We start from the raw sequence: 15178 nt of genomic DNA on the forward strand, positions 1-15178 counted from the left end.
ACCCCCACCGTCGAGTACGCAAAAACTGCACGCCATCCGGCCGGATGGCGTGCAGTTTTTGTGTACTCGACGGGGGCCGGAGGTCAGTGGCCCTCGGCGGCGAGCTTGGCGATGGCCTTCTGGATGAGGCCGTCGGCCTCCGCGGCGTCGCCCCAGCCGTCGATGTTCACGAACTTGCCCGGCTCGAGGTCCTTGTAGCGGGCGAAGAAGTGCTCGATCTCCTTGCGGGTCTGCTCCGGGATGTCGTCGACGTCCTGGATGTGCTGCCAGCGCGGGTCCTTGTACGGCACCGCGATGACCTTCGCGTCGCCGCCTGCTTCGTCGCTCATGTTGAGGACGCCCACCGGGCGGACCTTCACGCCGACCCCCGGGAACAGCGGGTACTCGAGCAGCACCAGGGCGTCAAGCGGGTCGCCGTCGTCGCCCAGCGTGTTCTCGAAGAAGCCGTAGTCGGTCGGGTAGACGAAGCTGGTGAACAGCACGCGGTCGAGGTACACGCGACCCGTCTCGTGATCCACCTCGTACTTGTTGCGGCTCCCCTTCGGGATCTCGATGACGACGTCGTATTCGGCCATTCCGTACTCCTTAGCTCTCGGCAAAACCTGCACTAACGTTACTGGATGCACCTCGACGGATCGGAGGCCGGGCAGGCCTCGCCCGCCCCGCAGCGCCGCCCGCGCCTGACCCCGCCGATCGCCGACGCGCGCCGCGCCGTCCGCACCGCGCTCGCCGCGGCTGGGGCCCTGCCGGAGGTCGATCAGCACGACGACCACGGCCCCGAGCGGCCGGCGCCCCTACGACCGGGAGCCCTCGTGCTCGTGGGTCTGAGCGGGGGAGCGGACTCGCTCGCGCTCGCCGCCGCGACCGCCTTCGAGGCGCCGAGGAACGGCTTCCGCGCCGGCGCCGTGATCGTCGACCACGGCCTCCAGCCGGGTTCGGATGCGGTGGCCGCGCGTGCAGCGGAGCAGGCGACGGCCCTCGGCCTCGAGCCGGTGCTGGTCGAACGGGTCGCCGTGGAGCGGGAGGGCGGCCCCGAGGGGGCGGCACGCGCTGCCCGCCACGCCGCGTTCGACCGGGCGATGGCCGCGACCGGCGCTGAGCGCATCCTGCTCGCCCACACTCTTGATGACCAGGCCGAGACGGTCCTGCTCGGTCTCGCGCGCGGTTCTGGTCCGTCGAGCCTGCAGGGGATGCTGCCCGACACCGGCCGCCTGCTGCGCCCGTTCCTCGGTCTCCGCCGCAGCGAGACGCGTGCGTTCTGCGCCGACAGCCGCCTGGAGCCCTGGCTCGACCCGCACAACGACGACCCCTCCTACACGCGCGTGCGCGTACGCGCGGAGGTCCTCCCGATGATGGAGCGGGAGCTCGGCCCCGGCGTCGCCGAAGCCCTGGCGCGGACCGCCGAGCAGCTGCGTGAGGACGACGAGGCGCTCGACGGCCTGGCGCTGGAGTGGGCGCTCGAGCTGGTCAGCCAGACCGACGACGGCGCGGTCGCGCTCGACGTCCGCGGGCTCGCGGCGGACCCGGCGGCGCTCCGCCAGCGGATCATCCGGCTGGTCGTCTCCGCGGAGTTCGGCGTCTCCCTCACACGTGCCCACACCCTCGCGGTCGCGGCCCTCATCACCGACTGGCACGGGCAGGGGCCGGTCGACCTGCCAGGCGTTAGAGTGGTCAGGCAGAACGGGCTGCTCACGTTTCACCCCACCACGTAAGGACAGCGCCTCCCCCATGGAACTCACGGACGTTCAGAACGACCTGACCGAGATTCTGATCACCGAGGAGCAGATCCGCTCCCGCATCGCCGAGCTGGCACGGGAGGTGGAGCGGGACTACGCAGGCAAGGACGTCCTGCTGATCGGCGTCCTGAAGGGCGCGGTCATGGTGATGGCCGACCTGTCCCGTGAGCTCCGCATGCCCGTGACGATGGACTGGATGGCCGTCAGCTCCTACGGCAGCGGTACGCAGTCCAGCGGTGTCGTCCGCATCCTCAAGGACCTCGACACCGACCTGAGCGGCAAGACCGTGCTGATCGTCGAGGACATCATCGACTCGGGCCTCACGCTCTCCTGGCTGCTGTCGAACCTGCGCAGCCGCGGCCCCGAGTCCATCGAGATCTTCACCCTGCTCCGCAAGCCGGAGGCGGCGCGCGTCGAGATCGACGTCAAGTACGTCGGATTCGACATCCCGAACCAGTTCGTGGTCGGCTACGGCCTCGACTACGACGAGCGCTACCGCACCCTGCGCGGCGTCGGCATCCTGGCGCCCGCCGTCTACAGCTGACGGCAGCGGCCCGCGCGCAGACCGCCCAGAGCGAACACGCAGCCGACCCACAGCGCCCAGGCGGTACTGTGGTCGCACCATGAACGTCAAGAAGATCTTCCGCGGCCCGATCCTGTACGTCGTGCTGGCGATCATCATCGTCTGGATCGGCTCGAGCCTGATCACGATGTCGGGCTTCAAGAGCGTGTCGACGCAGAAGGGCCTGGAGTACCTCTCCCAGGACAAGGTGTCCAGCGCGAAGATCGTCGACGGTGAGAACCGTGTCGACCTGACGCTCAAGGAGCCGGACGGCAACCTGGGCAACCAGGTGCAGTTCTACTACGTCACCCCCCGCGGTGAGGATGTCGTGAAGGCGGTCGACGACGCGAACCTCCCCAAGGGCTACGACGACGAGGTCCCGCAGCCGAACTGGTTCGTCAACATCCTCGGCTTCCTCATCCCGGCACTCCTCATCGGCGTGTTCTTCTGGATCATGATCTCCGGCATGCAGGGCGGCGGGAACAAGGTCATGCAGTTCGGCAAGTCGCGGGCGAAGCTCGTGACCAAGGAGACGCCGAAGGTCACCTTCGACGACGTCGCCGGGTCGGACGAGGCCATCGAGGAGCTGCAGGAGATCAAGGACTTCCTGAAGGAGCCGGCCAAGTTCCAGGCCGTCGGCGCCCGCATCCCGAAGGGTGTGCTGCTGTACGGCCCTCCCGGAACGGGAAAGACCCTGCTCGCCCGCGCCGTCGCGGGTGAGGCCGGTGTGCCCTTCTACTCGATCTCCGGTTCGGACTTCGTCGAGATGTTCGTCGGTGTCGGCGCCAGCCGCGTCCGCGACCTGTTCCAGCAGGCGAAGGAGAACTCGCCCGCCATCATCTTCATCGACGAGATCGACGCGGTCGGCCGTCACCGCGGCGCCGGCCTGGGCGGCGGGCACGACGAGCGCGAGCAGACGCTGAACCAGCTCCTGGTGGAGATGGACGGCTTCGACCCGAAGACCAACGTCATCCTGATCGCGGCGACCAACCGTCCCGACATCCTCGACCCCGCGCTCCTGCGTCCGGGCCGCTTCGACCGTCAGATCGGCGTGGATGCGCCCGACATGCTCGGCCGGAAGAAGATCCTCGAGGTGCACGGTCGCGGGAAGCCCCTGGCGGCGTCGGTCGACCTCGAGGTGCTCGCCCGCAAGACGCCGGGCTTCACCGGCGCCGACCTGGCCAACGTCCTCAACGAGGCAGCGCTGCTCACCGCACGCTCGAACGCGCAGCTGATCGACAACCGCGCGCTCGACGAGGCCGTGGACCGCGTCATCGCCGGTCCGCAGAAGCGCACCCGGGTCATGAAAGACCAGGAGAAGCTGATCACGGCGTACCACGAGGGCGGACACGCGCTCGCCGCCGCGGCGATGCGCCACACCGACCCCGTGACGAAGATCACCATCCTGCCCCGCGGCCGCGCCCTCGGCTACACGATGGTGCTCCCCCTGGAGGACAAGTACTCGGTCACCCGCAACGAGCTCCTCGACCAGCTCGCGTACGCCATGGGCGGCCGCGTTGCGGAGGAGATCGTGTTCCACGACCCGACCACCGGCGCCTCGAACGACATCGAGAAGGCGACCTCCATCGCCCGCAAGATGGTCACCGAGTACGGCATGAGCGCCGACATCGGATCGGTCAAGCTGGGCCAGGCGAACGGCGAGATGTTCCTCGGCCGCGACATGGGCCACCAGCGCGACTACTCCGAGCGGATCGCCGAGCGTGTCGACGCCGAGGTGCGCGCCCTCATCGAGAAGGCGCACGACGAGGCGTGGGAAGTGCTCAACGACAACCGCGCGGTCCTCGACCGCCTGGCCGCCGCGCTTCTCGAGCACGAGACCCTCGACCACAACCAGATCGCCGAGATCTTCGCCGACGTGAAGAAGCTGCCCGAGCGCCCGCAGTGGCTCTCCAGCGACAAGCGCCCGATCTCGGACGTCCCGCCCATCCCGTTCCCCAAGGCCCCGATCGACGCGGGCGCCGTGGACGGCGGCGTCGACTCCGAGCCGCCGGCGACGAAGCCGAAGCGTTCGCCCGCGATCAAGCCGCGCCCGGCGACCGCCTAGGGCCGTCGCGCGTATGAGCGGCATCGATCGTCCGCGCATCGAAGCGGCCGTCGCCGAGATCCTCGCCGCCATCGGCGAGGATCCGTCGCGTCCGGGCCTCGAGAGCACGCCGTCGCGCGTTGCGGACTCGTACGCCGAGTTCTTCGCGGGGATCGGCCGGGATGCCGCTGCCGAGCTGGGTGAGCCGGTGCCGCTCGAGCAGGGCCACCAAGCCGACACGGTGCTGCTGCGCGACATCGAGTTCCGCTCCGTCTGCGAGCACCACCTCCTGCCCTTCCTCGGCGTCGCCCACGTCGCGTACCTGCCCGGCGACAGCGTCATCGGACTGGGACGCATCCCGCGCGCGATCGAGACCCTCGCGTCGCGTCCGCAGATCCAGGAGCGCCTGACAGAGCAGATCGCCGACACGATCGAGCAGGGCGCTTCCGCACGCGGCGTGCTCGTCGTGCTCGATGCCGCGCACTCCTGCGTCACGACCCGTGGCGCCCGGCAGTCAGGCAGCACGACCGTGACCGTCGCCGCCCGTGGGGCGTACACCGACCCCGTGGTGCGGGCCGAGCTCATCGCGTTGATCGGACGCGGCGTCAAGTGACCCTCATCATGGGCGTCCTCAACGTGACGCCGGACTCGTTCAGCGACGGCGGGCTCTGGCTGGAGCCCGACGCCGCCATCGCGCACGGCCTCGACCTGGTCGCCCAGGGCGCCGACATGGTCGACGTCGGCGGCGAGTCGACCCGGCCCGGAGCCGCGAGCGTCGACCCGGTCGACGAGCAGGCCCGCGTCGTCCCCGTGATCCGCGAGCTGGCCTCCCGCGGGGTGACGGTCAGCGTCGACACCCTCAACGCGTCCACCGCACGGGCCGCGGTCGAGGCGGGCGCGGCGATCATCAACGACGTCTCCGGCGGCCTCGCCGACGAGCGGATGCCGGACGTCGTGCTCGAGACGGGCGCCCAGTACGTCGCGATGCATTGGCGCGGCCGGCTCGACGCGGCCGACTCGCGGGCCGTCTACGAGCACACGGTGGCGGAGGTCCGGGCGGAGCTCTCCGCGCGCGTCACCGACCTGGTGCGGCGCGGCATCGACCCGGCCAAGCTCATCCTCGACCCCGGTCTCGGCTTCTCGAAGAACGCACGCCACAACTGGCAGGTCCTCGCCGGGCTGCACGAGATCGAGACGCTGGGGTACCCGGTGCTGATCGGTGCATCCCGTAAACGGTTCCTGGGAGCGCTGCTGCCGGAGGGGGCGCCGGCGGAGGCGCGCGACGCCCCGACGGCCGTCATCTCGGCGCTGGCCGCGCAGGCGGGCGCGTGGGCCGTCCGGGTCCACGATGTTCCGTCGACACGGATCGCCCTCGACGTGGTGCGGGCATGGCAAGCTGGACGCGATGAGTAGCATCCAGCCGCGGCCCGCCGACTCGATCATCCTGACCGGTCTGCGCGTCCGCGCCAACCACGGAGTGTTCGACTTCGAGCGCGCCGACGGGCAGGACTTCGTCGTCGACGTCACGGCCTGGCTCGACCTCTCGGTCGCGGCGGCCGGTGACGACCTCGCATCAACCGTCCACTACGGCGAGCTCGCCGAAGAAGTGGTCGCGGCCGTCGAGCGGGACCCCGTCGACCTCATCGAGACGGTCGCTGAGCGAGTCGCCGCGACCGTGCTGGCGCACGAGCCGGTGGATGTCGTCGAGGTGACCGTCCACAAGCCGCAGGCGCCGATCAGCGTGCCGTTCGGGGATGTCGCCGTGCGCATCACGCGGGGGCGCGCGTGAACGCCGCTCCGCTGGGGAAGCCGGTCCGCATGCGGGTCGGCGTTCCGGCCGTGCTCGCGTTCGGGAGCAATCTCGGCGACCGCGCCGGCACCATCCATGCGGCCGTGAATGCGCTGCGTGAGGAGGCCGGGGTCGACGTGCAGGCGGTCTCCCGGCTGTACGAGACGCCCGCGCTGAAGCCCGACGGGATCGACGTGGAGGCGCCCGCCTACCTCAACGCGGTAGCGCTCGTCCGCACCCTCCTCGATCCGCTCGCGCTGCTCGGCGTCGTCAACAGCGTCGAGGACCGTCTGGGCCGCGTCCGCGAAGAGCGGTGGGGCGATCGCACCATCGACATCGACATCGTCGACTACGACGGGATGGTGTCCGACGACGACCTGCGCATCGTGCTGCCGCATCCGCGGGCGCACGAGCGTGCCTTCGTCCTCGTGCCGTGGCTCGACGTCGACCCGGATGCCCGTCTCAGCGGCTTCGGACCGGTCGCCGAGCTCGCCGCTCGCGCCACCGATTCCGTCCGTCTCTGGGAGGGCCGCTCGTGAAGCGCACCCGTCCGAGCTCGCTGATCGGCCTCGGCGTCGCCGGGCTCGTCGTCGGCTTCCTCGCCGAGCTGGCCGCCGCCGGCATGGGCCAGCCCGTGGTCATCCCGCCGCTGACGCTGCCGATCACACTGGTGGCGGTGGCGATCATCGTCATCGCGTTCGCTCTGCCGATCCGCCGTGCCGTGCGCGGGCGGAGCGTTCGCCGCATCGACCCGTTCCAGGCCACCCGGATCGTCGTGCTCGCCAAGGCGTGCGGCCTGAGCGGTGCGCTGCTCACGGGCATCGGCATCGGGATCGGCGCCTACCTGCTCAGCCGCGACGTCCTGCCGGGCGGCAACGCCATCCTGCTCACCGCGCTCACGACGGCCGGAGCGGTGATCCTGCTCGTCGCCGGTCTCGTCGCCGAGCTGTTCTGCACCCTGCCCCCGGGCGACGACGACGACCGCACGGAGACCGCGAATGCCCGATCGGATTGACCTCAACGTCGGCGAGTGGCGCCGCGTCTCGCCCAAATACGTCCTCGTCGTCATCGCGAGCACGGTGATCACCGGGCTCGTGCTCGCGGCGGCTTCGCTGTTCCTCTGGCTGGTGGGCGGTTGGCCGTTCGGCTGGGTGGCGCTCGTCGTCGTGGTTGTGATCTCGGTGATCGCGCTGATCATCGCGCCGCGCCGCGCCCGCTCGATCGGGTACCGGCTGCGCGACGACGACCTGCTGTTCCGCCGCGGCATCATGTTCCAGCGCTTCGTGTCGGTTCCGTACGGGCGCATGCAGCTCATCGACATCAACCGGGGACCGGTCAGCCGGATGCTCGGACTGGCCGACCTCAAGTTCGTCACGGCCGCCGCATCCACCGGCGTGATGGTCCCTGGCCTCCCGGAGCCCGAGGCCGCCGAGCTTCGCGACCGGCTCGTCGAGCTGGCGGAGAGCAGACGGGCGGGACTGTGAGCGCCCCGGATGGCGGCGCGCCGGCGGGTCCGCCCGTCGGCCGGCCCCTGACGCGTGCGGAGCGCGCCGCCGAGCTGTACACCGACGGCGAGTGGCACCGGCTGCATCCCGCGACGCCCCTGCTTCGCGGCGGCATCGTGTTCATCGCCCTGTTCGGATTCGTTCTCTCGAACCTGCGTGAGCGCCTGATCGGCTTCTTCGTCGGTGCACCCGAGTACGGCGGAGACCCGCTGGACGCGATCTACAACCACGGGTGGGAGGGCTGGGCGCTGCTCGGGGTGGCGGTCGTGCTGCTGCTCTGCTTCGGAGCCTTCTACCTCTCGTGGCGCATGCACAGCTTCCGGATCACGGGCGATGCGGTCGAGGTGCGCAGCGGCATCCTGTTCCGCACGCAGCGCAAGGCGCGGCTCGACCGCATTCAGGGCATCAACGTCGTGCGGCCGGTGCTGGCGCGCATCGTCGGAGCGGCCAAGCTGGATGTGTCGGTCGCCGGCCACGACGCGAACGTGCAGCTGGCCTACCTGGGCTCGTCGCTGGCGGACGGCCTCCGAGCGGATGTGCTGCGGCTGGCCTCCGGCGTGCGGGCGGCGGAGGCTGCGGAAGCCGAGGCGGCAGCGTCGGGCGGTGCGGCCGCGGTTGCCGTCAGCGAGAGTGACTCGGGTGCACCGGCAGGCGCACCGACGGCCGGAGGTGCTCCTTCCCGTGCGGCCGCAGTCGGGGACCTCGTCGGCCGTCGTGTGAATGAGTTCCTCGCGCCCGAGCTGGATCCGAACGCCGCGCCGCCGGAGTCGGTCGTGAAGATCCCGCCGCTGCGACTGCTGGGCTCGCTCCTGCTGAGCGGGTTCACGGTGTTCGTGCTGGTCGTGATCGCCTTCCTGATCTGGGGTGCGTCGAGCGGCGAGCTGTGGCTCCTCATCGTCGTGCTGCCCGGTCTGATCGGGTCCGCCAGCTTCTACATCAACCGCTTCACGAAGTCGTTGCGGTACTCGATCGCCGGGACCCCGGACGGAGTGCGCGTCGGCTTCGGTCTGCTGAGCACGAGCAACGAGACGCTGCCGCCCGGGCGCATCCATGCCGTCGAGGTGCTGCAGCCGCTGCTGTGGCGGCCGTTCGGCTGGTGGCAGATCCGCATCGACACCGCAGGTCATTCGCGCGAGAAGGGCGCGGCCGGACAGCCGAACACGACGATGCTTCCTGTCGGCGACGCGGCTGACGTCTTCCGTGTGCTGTCGCTGGTGCTGCCGGGCTTCGCAACGGACGAGCACCGGGAGCTGATCGAATCCGGGATGACGTCTGCCGGGCGGGACGCGTTCGTCGGCAGTCCGCGCCGGGCGGTGTGGATCCGTCCGTTCTCCTGGCAGCGCACCGGCTACCGCGTGGTCGATGACGCGATCCTGCTGCGCCGTGGGTTCGTCTGGCGGAGTCTCGCGATCGTGCCGCTCGCGCGTCTGCAGAGCCTGGAGCTTCAGCAGGGTCCTCTGGATGCGGCCCTCGGGCTCGCCGAGGTGCGGTTCCACACCGTGTCCGGCCCGGTTCACCCGCGGCTGGCGGCGATCGACGCACCGAACGGTGTCCGGCTGTTCGAGGAGGTCTCGACGCGGGCCGTCGCCGCGGCGGCCGCGGACAGGAGCCACCGATGGGGGCAGGCCACGAAACATACCGAGAAGGAGCACTGATGTTGCCGTCCGCCCGTCCGCCTTCGCAGCGTTCCGGCCGGCTGGGGTTGGGCATCATCGGCGCCGGTCGCGTCGGCCCGGTGCTCGGGCTCGCCCTGGCCGGCGCGGGACACGCGATCGTCGGGGTCTCGGCCGTGTCGGAGCAGAGCCGGGAGCGCGCGGAGGCGATGCTGCCCGGAGTTCCGGTGCTCGACATCCCGACCGTGGTGGAGCGCAGCGAGCTTGTGATCCTGGCCGTGCCCGCGGCCGAGCTCCCGAGCCTGGTCGCGGGTCTCGCAGCGACGGGAACGTGGCAGCCCGGCCAGATCGTGCTGCACACCGCCCCCGGGTTCGGAATCGACGTGCTGCAGCCCGCAGCGGCGGCTGGCGCCATCCCGCTGGCCGTCCACCCGGCCCTGGAGTTCACGGGCACGAGTTTGGACCTCGCCCGGCTCGGCGAGAGCTACTTCGCCGTGACGGCTCCGGCCCCGGTCCTTCCGATCGCGCAGGCGCTGGTGGTGGAGATGGGCGGCGAGCCGGTGGTCGTCGATGAAACGGACCGGCCGGCTTACGCCGAGGCGATCGCGACGGCGACGGCGTTCTCCCGGTCGATCGTGGAGCAGTCGACGGGGCTGCTGCGGAGCATCGGTGTCGAGAAGCCCGGCTCCTTCCTCAGTTCGCTCATCCGCTCCGCGGTGGACAACGCGCTCACCCGCGCCGGCGCTCCGACGCGGCTGGATCTCGACGTGATCGGCGCTCTGCAGGACGACGCAGCAGGCGGTGTCGCGGGAGGTGCCGGCCCCGAGGGCGATCCCGGTGACGACGGGCGCGGCTGGTTCCTGCGCGGCGAGTAGCCTGGTTCCGGCCGGTTTCGAGCCGGCCGAAGGGATGCGCATGCCAGAGATCATCACCACCATCGCCGAGCTGCGGGCCCGGATCGCGGCCGCGCGCCGTGTCGCACGCCAGGACGGCCCGGCGGACGCGCCCACCGGCCGCGTGGTGCTCGTGCCGACCATGGGGGCGCTGCACGAGGGACACCTCCGCCTGGTGTCGCAGGCGCGCGACCTCGGGGGTCTCGTCGTGGTGTCGATCTTCGTGAACCCGCTGCAGTTCGGCCCCGGAGAGGATCTGGATCGCTACCCTCGCACGCTGGACGCGGACGTCACCGCCCTCGAGGGCCTCGCCGACGTCGTGTTCGCTCCCTCCGCCTCGGAGATGTATCCGAACGGCCCTTCGGAGACCCGGGTGACCGCGGGGGAGTCCGGAACCGTGTTCGAGGGAGCCTCCCGCCCCGGACACTTCGACGGTGTCCTGACCGTCGTCAGCAAGCTCTTCAACATCGTGCAGCCGGACGTCGCCGTCTTCGGTCAGAAGGACGCCCAGCAGGTGCATGTCATCGGCCGCATGGTCGATGACCTCAACCTGCCGGTCTCGATCGCCGTCGTGGACACCGTCCGCGAGTCGGACGGCCTCGCCCTTTCCAGCCGCAACCGCTACCTGGATGAGGACCAGCGCCTCGCAGCGGTCACCCTGTCCCGCGCCCTGTCCGCCGGCTCGGAGGCCGCTCGCGATGGCGTGGAGGCCGCCCTCGGAGCCGCCCGCGCGCACGTCGAGGCGGACCCAGCCGTTAAGCTTGACTATCTCGCGATCGTCGACCCGGATACCTTCCGCGAAGCGTCGCCTGACCACCACGGTCCCGCCCTGATGCTGATCGCCGCTCGCGTCGGAACGACCCGGCTGATCGACAACCAGCGCCTCACGACGTGACCACCGCACCACCGCCCGCCCCCTCGAACGGAAAGACAGCGATGACCGACGCGCAGACCACCGCGGCCGACCTCGGCGACGACCAGCTCGGCGAAGACGAGATCAGCGAGCAGAAGGCGGTCCGGCTCGGCAAGCGCGACCGTCTGCTTGCCGAGGCGGAGGGCCCCGGCGGCGGCGCGTACCCGGTGCAGGTTCCGGTCACCACGACCATCCCGGCCGTCCGCGCGAAGTGGGATCACCTGCAGTCGGACGAGGGCTCCGGCGAGATCGTGGGCATCGCCGGCCGGGTCGTGCACCTGCGCAACACCGGCAAGCTGTGCTTCGCGGTGCTGCAGGCCGGCGATGGCTCGCGCATCCAGGTGATGGTGTCGCTCGCCGAGGTGGGCGAGGAGTCGCTGGGCGCGTGGAAGGAGCTCGTCGACCTCGGCGATCACGTGTTCGTTTCCGGCGAGGTCGTGTCGAGCCGCCGCGGCGAGCTCTCGGTCATGGCGCGCGAGTGGCGGATCGCCGCCAAGGCGCTGCTTCCCCTGCCGAATCTGCACAGCGAGCTGAGCGAGGAGACCCGCGTCCGCGCCCGCTACCTGGACCTGATCGCGCGCGACCAGGCGCGGAAGACGGTCCTCGATCGCGCGGCGGCCGTCGCGAGCCTGCGCCGCACGTTCGCGGACCGCGGCTTCGTCGAGGTCGAGACGCCGATGCTGCAGGTCATCCACGGTGGTGCGTCCGCTCGCCCGTTCGTCACGCACTCGAACGCCTTCGACACGGAGCTGTACCTCCGCATCGCGCCCGAGCTCTACCTGAAGCGCGCCGTGGTCGGCGGCATCGACCACGTGTTCGAGATCAACCGCAACTTCCGCAATGAGGGCGCGGACTCGACGCACTCTCCGGAGTTCGCGATGCTGGAGGCCTACCAGGCCTACGGCGACTACAACTCGATCGCCGACCTCACCCAGACGCTCATCCAGGACGCTGCCGTCGCGGTCTCCGGATCGCACGTCGTCACGTGGGCGGACGGCACCGAGTACGACCTCGGCGGCGAGTGGGACCGCATCCGCATGTACGACAGCCTGTCCGACGCGATCGGCGAGGAGATCACGCCGGAGACTCCCATCGAGCGCCTCCGCGAGCTCGCCGCTCTCGCCGGGATCGAGATCGAGCACCCGCTGCCGGGCAAGTACGTCGAGGAGCTGTGGGAGCACTACGTCAAGGCCGACCTCGTGCGTCCGACCTTCGTCATGGACTTCCCCGTCGACACCAGCCCTCTGGTGCGCGCGCACCGCTCGCGGGATGGGGTCGTCGAGAAGTGGGATCTGTACACGCGGGGCTTCGAACTCGCGACCGGCTACTCCGAGCTCGTCGATCCGGTCGTGCAGCGGGAGCGCTTCGTCGAGCAGGCGAAGCTGGCAGCCGCGGGCGACAACGAGGCGATGCGTCTCGACGAGGAGTTCCTCCGGGCTCTCGAGTTCGGCATGCCACCGACGGGTGGCATGGGCATGGGCATCGACCGCCTGCTGATGGCCCTCACCGGCCTGGGCATCCGTGAGACGATCCTCTTCCCGCTGGTCAAGTAGGCTCCCAGGACCCGGCGGTACGATGGAGACGCTATGAACGACGTCATCAGCGGTATCGTCTGGGCCCTCGCGCCGACCGTCCTGGTCGGTCTGCTGTTCTGGGCGATCATGCGCGCGATCGTGCGCGCCGACCGCAACGAGCGGAAGGCCTACTCGCGCTTGGAAGCCGAGGAGCGGGCTCGCCGCGGCCTCGCCCCCAAGGCCTGACTCCTTCCCACCCAGCGCCGTCGGCCGCGTGACCTTCGCCGCCCTCGTGCGGAGGGCCTCGCCGCTCGACGTTCGCGTTCCCGCTACGGTATGTCTGGGGGCGCATGGGCGTCTTTCTGGGATCGACCGAGGGATGCGTGCATGGAGACGGGGTTCTGGGTCTCGTTCTTCATCGTCCTGGCACTTCTGATCGACTTCGTCATCCGCGTCCTCGCCATCATCATCGTCCCGCGCAACCGCAAGCCGACGTCGGCTACCGCGTGGTTGCTCGCGATCTTCCTGATCCCCTACATCGGCATCCTCTTCTTCCTCCTGATCGGCAGTTACAAGCTGCCCAAGAGCCGCCGCCAGAAGCAGGACGAGATCAACCGCTTCATCATCGACAGCACCGAGGGCATCGAGCGGGTGCGCCGTGACCACCCGTGGCCGCCGTGGCTCGAAGGGGTCGTCGAGCTGAACCGCAAGCTCGGGGCCATGCCACTCGTCGGCGGCAACCGGGCGACACTCAACGGCGACTACCAGGGGTCGCTTGACGCGATGGCCGAGGAGATCGGCAAGGCGAAGCGATACGTCCACGTCGAGTTCTACATCTTGACGCTCGACAAGACGACCGCCCCGTTCTTCGATGCCCTGGAGGCCGCCGTGGAGCGCGGCGTGACCGTACGCGTGCTCCTCGACCACATCGCCTCGCTGCGGACGCCCGACTACAAGCGCACTCTCGAGAGACTCACGGCGATGGGCGCCCGGTGGCAGCTCATGCTCCCGGTCCAGCCCTTCAAGGGGAAGTATCAGCGCCCCGACCTCCGGAACCACCGCAAGCTGCTCGTGGTCGATGGTCGCGTGGCGTTCATGGGTTCCCAGAACGTCATCGACCGGAGCTACAACAAGAAGTCGAACATCCGGCGCGGGCTCAAGTGGAAGGAGCTCATCGTCCGGCTCGAGGGCCCCATCGTCGCCGGTCTGAACGCCATCTTCATCACCGACTGGTACAGCGAGACGGACGAGCTGCTCCGCCGCGAGACCGAGCCCATCACCGACGAGATCGAGGCCAACGAGCTCGACGCCCAGGTGGTGCCCTCCGGACCGGGATTCGCCGGTGAGAACAACCTGCGCCTCTTCCTCGCCCTCCTCTACTACGCGCAGGAACGCATCGTCATCACGTCCCCGTACTTCGTGCCGGACGAGTCGATGCTCATGGCTGTCACCTCGGCCGTGCAGCGTGGGATCCGCGTCGACCTGTTCGTCTCCGAGATCGGTGACCAGGCCCTCGTCTATCACGCTCAGCGCTCCTACTACGAAGCGCTCCTGCGCGCAGGGGTCCGGATCTGGATGTACAAGGCGCCCTACATCCTTCATGCGAAGCACTTCACCATCGACGACGACGTCGCCGTCATCGGTTCGAGCAACATGGACATGCGTTCCTTCCAGCTCAACATGGAGGTCTCCCTCATGGTGCGCGGGCGTTCGTTCGTGGATGAGATGCGGAGGGTCGAGGACGGCTATCGCCAGGACAGCCGCGAGCTCACGCTGGACGAGTGGATGAAGCAGCCACTCCGCTCCACTGTTTTGGACAACCTGGCCCGGCTGACCTCCGCACTGCAGTGACCCGCCGGACCTAGCGGAGCCGTGTGCGCGACGGTCAGGCCGGCTGAAGCTCGCTCAATCGCCTGACCTCGCACCACCGCTCGGCCGCCGCGGCGAGGCGGTCGTCCGCCGTCACGAGGGGCAGCTCCATGAGACGGGCGAGCGCGACGTACATGGCGTCGTAGGCGCTCAGGTTCTCTCGCCAGCGCCAGGCGTCAGGCCAGAGCGGCTCGTGCTCCACACGCATGATCTCGAGTCGGAAGAAGTCGATGATCACCTGCTCGGCGAGCTGAGCGTCGTCCGGGCGCCGGAGGGCGTGCTTGCGCATCGCGCTCACGAACTCCGGGTCGATCAAGTGGGGCGCCACCAGGATGCACTCGGCCAGCTCGTCGTTCTCCTCGAACGCGGCGAGTCCCTCGCGCGAGAGCAGTGCGACGAGAGCGCTGCAGTCCATCACCGCCGCGATCATCGGCTTCCCCGGTCGTCGCGGATGCCCTGGACGATCTCCTCCGTGGTGATATTCAACGGTCGTCGACCGCTGGCGCTCGGAGGCTGACGCTGCGCCAGCACACGCTGCTCGACCGTCACCTCCGCCCAACGCTCCTCGATACGCAGCCTCTCGGCGATGCGGGTGAGTTGTCTGCGGAGGTACTCCGAGTAGGACAGCCCTTTCGCTGCTGCTGCCGCCTTCAGGCGATCGTTGACGGCCGGATCCAGATCTCGCACTTGCACGGTGACTCCCATGGGTTCAGTTTAGGGTGGGGTGCATGCAGATGCAA

Annotated in this window: 18 protein-coding genes; 15 read left to right on the forward strand and 3 right to left on the reverse strand. The window is 69.7% G+C overall.

What is annotated here, in order from left to right; genetic code table 11:
* Positions 1-83: 83 nt before the first annotated feature.
* A complete protein-coding gene (locus AXZ95_RS14240) occupies positions 84-575 on the reverse strand; it encodes an inorganic diphosphatase (RefSeq protein ID WP_018192133.1) in 492 nt (163 codons plus the stop codon).
* Positions 576-620: 45 nt separating this feature from the next.
* Between AXZ95_RS14240 and tilS the strand changes: the two genes are divergently transcribed.
* The 15 genes from tilS to cls all read left to right on the forward strand — a co-directional run bounded on the left by tilS (position 621) and on the right by cls (position 14420).
* Positions 621-1712, forward strand: coding sequence for a tRNA lysidine(34) synthetase TilS (gene tilS, locus AXZ95_RS14245; protein WP_018192132.1), 1092 nt, complete (start codon positions 621-623; stop codon positions 1710-1712).
* 16 nt (positions 1713-1728) lie between these two features.
* Entirely contained in the window at positions 1729-2280 is a 552-nt protein-coding gene (gene hpt, locus AXZ95_RS14250; protein WP_018192131.1) for a hypoxanthine phosphoribosyltransferase, read from the forward strand.
* A 79-nt stretch (positions 2281-2359) separates the two neighbouring features.
* The gene (gene ftsH, locus AXZ95_RS14255) at positions 2360-4363 is read left to right on the forward strand and encodes an ATP-dependent zinc metalloprotease FtsH (RefSeq protein WP_018192130.1); all 2004 of its coding nucleotides are present in this window, start codon (positions 2360-2362) and stop codon (positions 4361-4363) included.
* Positions 4364-4376: 13 nt separating this feature from the next.
* Complete coding sequence (gene folE, locus AXZ95_RS14260; protein ID WP_018192129.1) at positions 4377-4955, forward strand: GTP cyclohydrolase I; 579 nt, start codon at positions 4377-4379, stop codon at positions 4953-4955.
* Positions 4952-5755 (forward strand): dihydropteroate synthase, encoded by an 804-nt coding sequence (gene folP, locus AXZ95_RS14265; protein WP_018192128.1) that lies wholly within the window; start codon positions 4952-4954, stop codon positions 5753-5755. The genes folE and folP overlap by 4 nt, the downstream gene beginning before the upstream one ends.
* Entirely contained in the window at positions 5748-6131 is a 384-nt protein-coding gene (gene folB, locus AXZ95_RS14270; RefSeq protein ID WP_018192127.1) for a dihydroneopterin aldolase, read from the forward strand. Before folP ends, folB begins: the two co-directional genes overlap by 8 nt.
* Positions 6128-6670, forward strand: coding sequence for a 2-amino-4-hydroxy-6-hydroxymethyldihydropteridine diphosphokinase (folK, locus tag AXZ95_RS14275; RefSeq protein WP_018192126.1), 543 nt, complete (start codon positions 6128-6130; stop codon positions 6668-6670). The genes folB and folK overlap by 4 nt, the downstream gene beginning before the upstream one ends.
* A complete protein-coding gene (locus AXZ95_RS14280) occupies positions 6667-7146 on the forward strand; it encodes a DUF3180 domain-containing protein (RefSeq protein WP_018192125.1) in 480 nt (159 codons plus the stop codon). The genes folK and AXZ95_RS14280 overlap by 4 nt, the downstream gene beginning before the upstream one ends.
* Complete coding sequence (locus AXZ95_RS14285; RefSeq protein WP_018192124.1) at positions 7130-7615, forward strand: PH domain-containing protein; 486 nt, start codon at positions 7130-7132, stop codon at positions 7613-7615. The genes AXZ95_RS14280 and AXZ95_RS14285 overlap by 17 nt, the downstream gene beginning before the upstream one ends.
* Positions 7612-9291, forward strand: coding sequence for a PH domain-containing protein (locus tag AXZ95_RS14290; protein WP_018192123.1), 1680 nt, complete (start codon positions 7612-7614; stop codon positions 9289-9291). The genes AXZ95_RS14285 and AXZ95_RS14290 overlap by 4 nt, the downstream gene beginning before the upstream one ends.
* Positions 9291-10124 carry a Rossmann-like and DUF2520 domain-containing protein gene (locus AXZ95_RS14295; RefSeq protein ID WP_018192122.1) on the forward strand — a complete coding sequence of 278 codons (834 nt, stop codon included), beginning with the start codon at positions 9291-9293 and terminating at the stop codon, positions 10122-10124. Before AXZ95_RS14290 ends, AXZ95_RS14295 begins: the two co-directional genes overlap by 1 nt.
* Before the next feature lie 34 nt (positions 10125-10158).
* Entirely contained in the window at positions 10159-11037 is an 879-nt protein-coding gene (gene panC / locus AXZ95_RS14300) for a pantoate--beta-alanine ligase (RefSeq protein WP_018192121.1), read from the forward strand.
* Positions 11038-11078: 41 nt separating this feature from the next.
* Complete coding sequence (gene lysS / locus AXZ95_RS14305) at positions 11079-12608, forward strand: lysine--tRNA ligase (protein WP_018192120.1); 1530 nt, start codon at positions 11079-11081, stop codon at positions 12606-12608.
* Between the two features lie 33 nt (positions 12609-12641).
* The gene (locus tag AXZ95_RS19650; RefSeq protein WP_018192119.1) at positions 12642-12815 is read left to right on the forward strand and encodes a hypothetical protein; all 174 of its coding nucleotides are present in this window, start codon (positions 12642-12644) and stop codon (positions 12813-12815) included.
* Positions 12816-12956: 141 nt separating this feature from the next.
* Positions 12957-14420, forward strand: a complete 1464-nt coding sequence (gene cls / locus AXZ95_RS14310; RefSeq protein ID WP_018192118.1) for a cardiolipin synthase — start codon at positions 12957-12959, stop codon at positions 14418-14420.
* A gap of 34 nt (positions 14421-14454) precedes the next feature.
* On the opposite strand, the gene AXZ95_RS14315 is transcribed toward cls, so the two are convergent.
* On the reverse strand, positions 14455-14853 hold the full coding sequence (locus AXZ95_RS14315) for a type II toxin-antitoxin system VapC family toxin (protein WP_231374532.1): 399 nt from the start codon (positions 14851-14853) through the stop codon (positions 14455-14457).
* An 11-nt stretch (positions 14854-14864) separates the two neighbouring features.
* Positions 14865-15143 (reverse strand): hypothetical protein, encoded by a 279-nt coding sequence (locus AXZ95_RS14320; RefSeq protein WP_018192116.1) that lies wholly within the window; start codon positions 15141-15143, stop codon positions 14865-14867.
* Positions 15144-15178 lie beyond the last annotated feature (35 nt).

This window comes from Leifsonia sp. 115AMFTsu3.1 (assembly GCF_004362795.1).
Lineage (GTDB): Bacteria > Actinomycetota > Actinomycetes > Actinomycetales > Microbacteriaceae > Leifsonia.

Excerpts from the sequence above, each read along its gene's own strand:
- AXZ95_RS14320 (WP_018192116.1), bottom strand. The coding sequence starts at position 15,143 with ATGGGAGTCACCGTGCAAGTGCGAGATCTGGATCCGGCCGTCAACGAT.
- AXZ95_RS14315 (WP_231374532.1), bottom strand. The coding sequence starts at position 14,853 with ATGGACTGCAGCGCTCTCGTCGCACTGCTCTCGCGCGAGGGACTCGCC.
- ftsH (WP_018192130.1), top strand. The coding sequence starts at position 2,360 with ATGAACGTCAAGAAGATCTTCCGCGGCCCGATCCTGTACGTCGTGCTG.
- AXZ95_RS14285 (WP_018192124.1), top strand. The coding sequence starts at position 7,130 with ATGCCCGATCGGATTGACCTCAACGTCGGCGAGTGGCGCCGCGTCTCG.
- folB (WP_018192127.1), top strand. The coding sequence starts at position 5,748 with ATGAGTAGCATCCAGCCGCGGCCCGCCGACTCGATCATCCTGACCGGT.
- tilS (WP_018192132.1), top strand. The coding sequence starts at position 621 with ATGCACCTCGACGGATCGGAGGCCGGGCAGGCCTCGCCCGCCCCGCAG.
- folE (WP_018192129.1), top strand. The coding sequence starts at position 4,377 with ATGAGCGGCATCGATCGTCCGCGCATCGAAGCGGCCGTCGCCGAGATC.
- AXZ95_RS14240 (WP_018192133.1), bottom strand. The coding sequence starts at position 575 with ATGGCCGAATACGACGTCGTCATCGAGATCCCGAAGGGGAGCCGCAAC.
- AXZ95_RS19650 (WP_018192119.1), top strand. The coding sequence starts at position 12,642 with ATGAACGACGTCATCAGCGGTATCGTCTGGGCCCTCGCGCCGACCGTC.
- panC (WP_018192121.1), top strand. The coding sequence starts at position 10,159 with ATGCGCATGCCAGAGATCATCACCACCATCGCCGAGCTGCGGGCCCGG.
- lysS (WP_018192120.1), top strand. The coding sequence starts at position 11,079 with ATGACCGACGCGCAGACCACCGCGGCCGACCTCGGCGACGACCAGCTC.
- hpt (WP_018192131.1), top strand. The coding sequence starts at position 1,729 with ATGGAACTCACGGACGTTCAGAACGACCTGACCGAGATTCTGATCACC.
- AXZ95_RS14295 (WP_018192122.1), top strand. The coding sequence starts at position 9,291 with ATGTTGCCGTCCGCCCGTCCGCCTTCGCAGCGTTCCGGCCGGCTGGGG.
- cls (WP_018192118.1), top strand. The coding sequence starts at position 12,957 with ATGGAGACGGGGTTCTGGGTCTCGTTCTTCATCGTCCTGGCACTTCTG.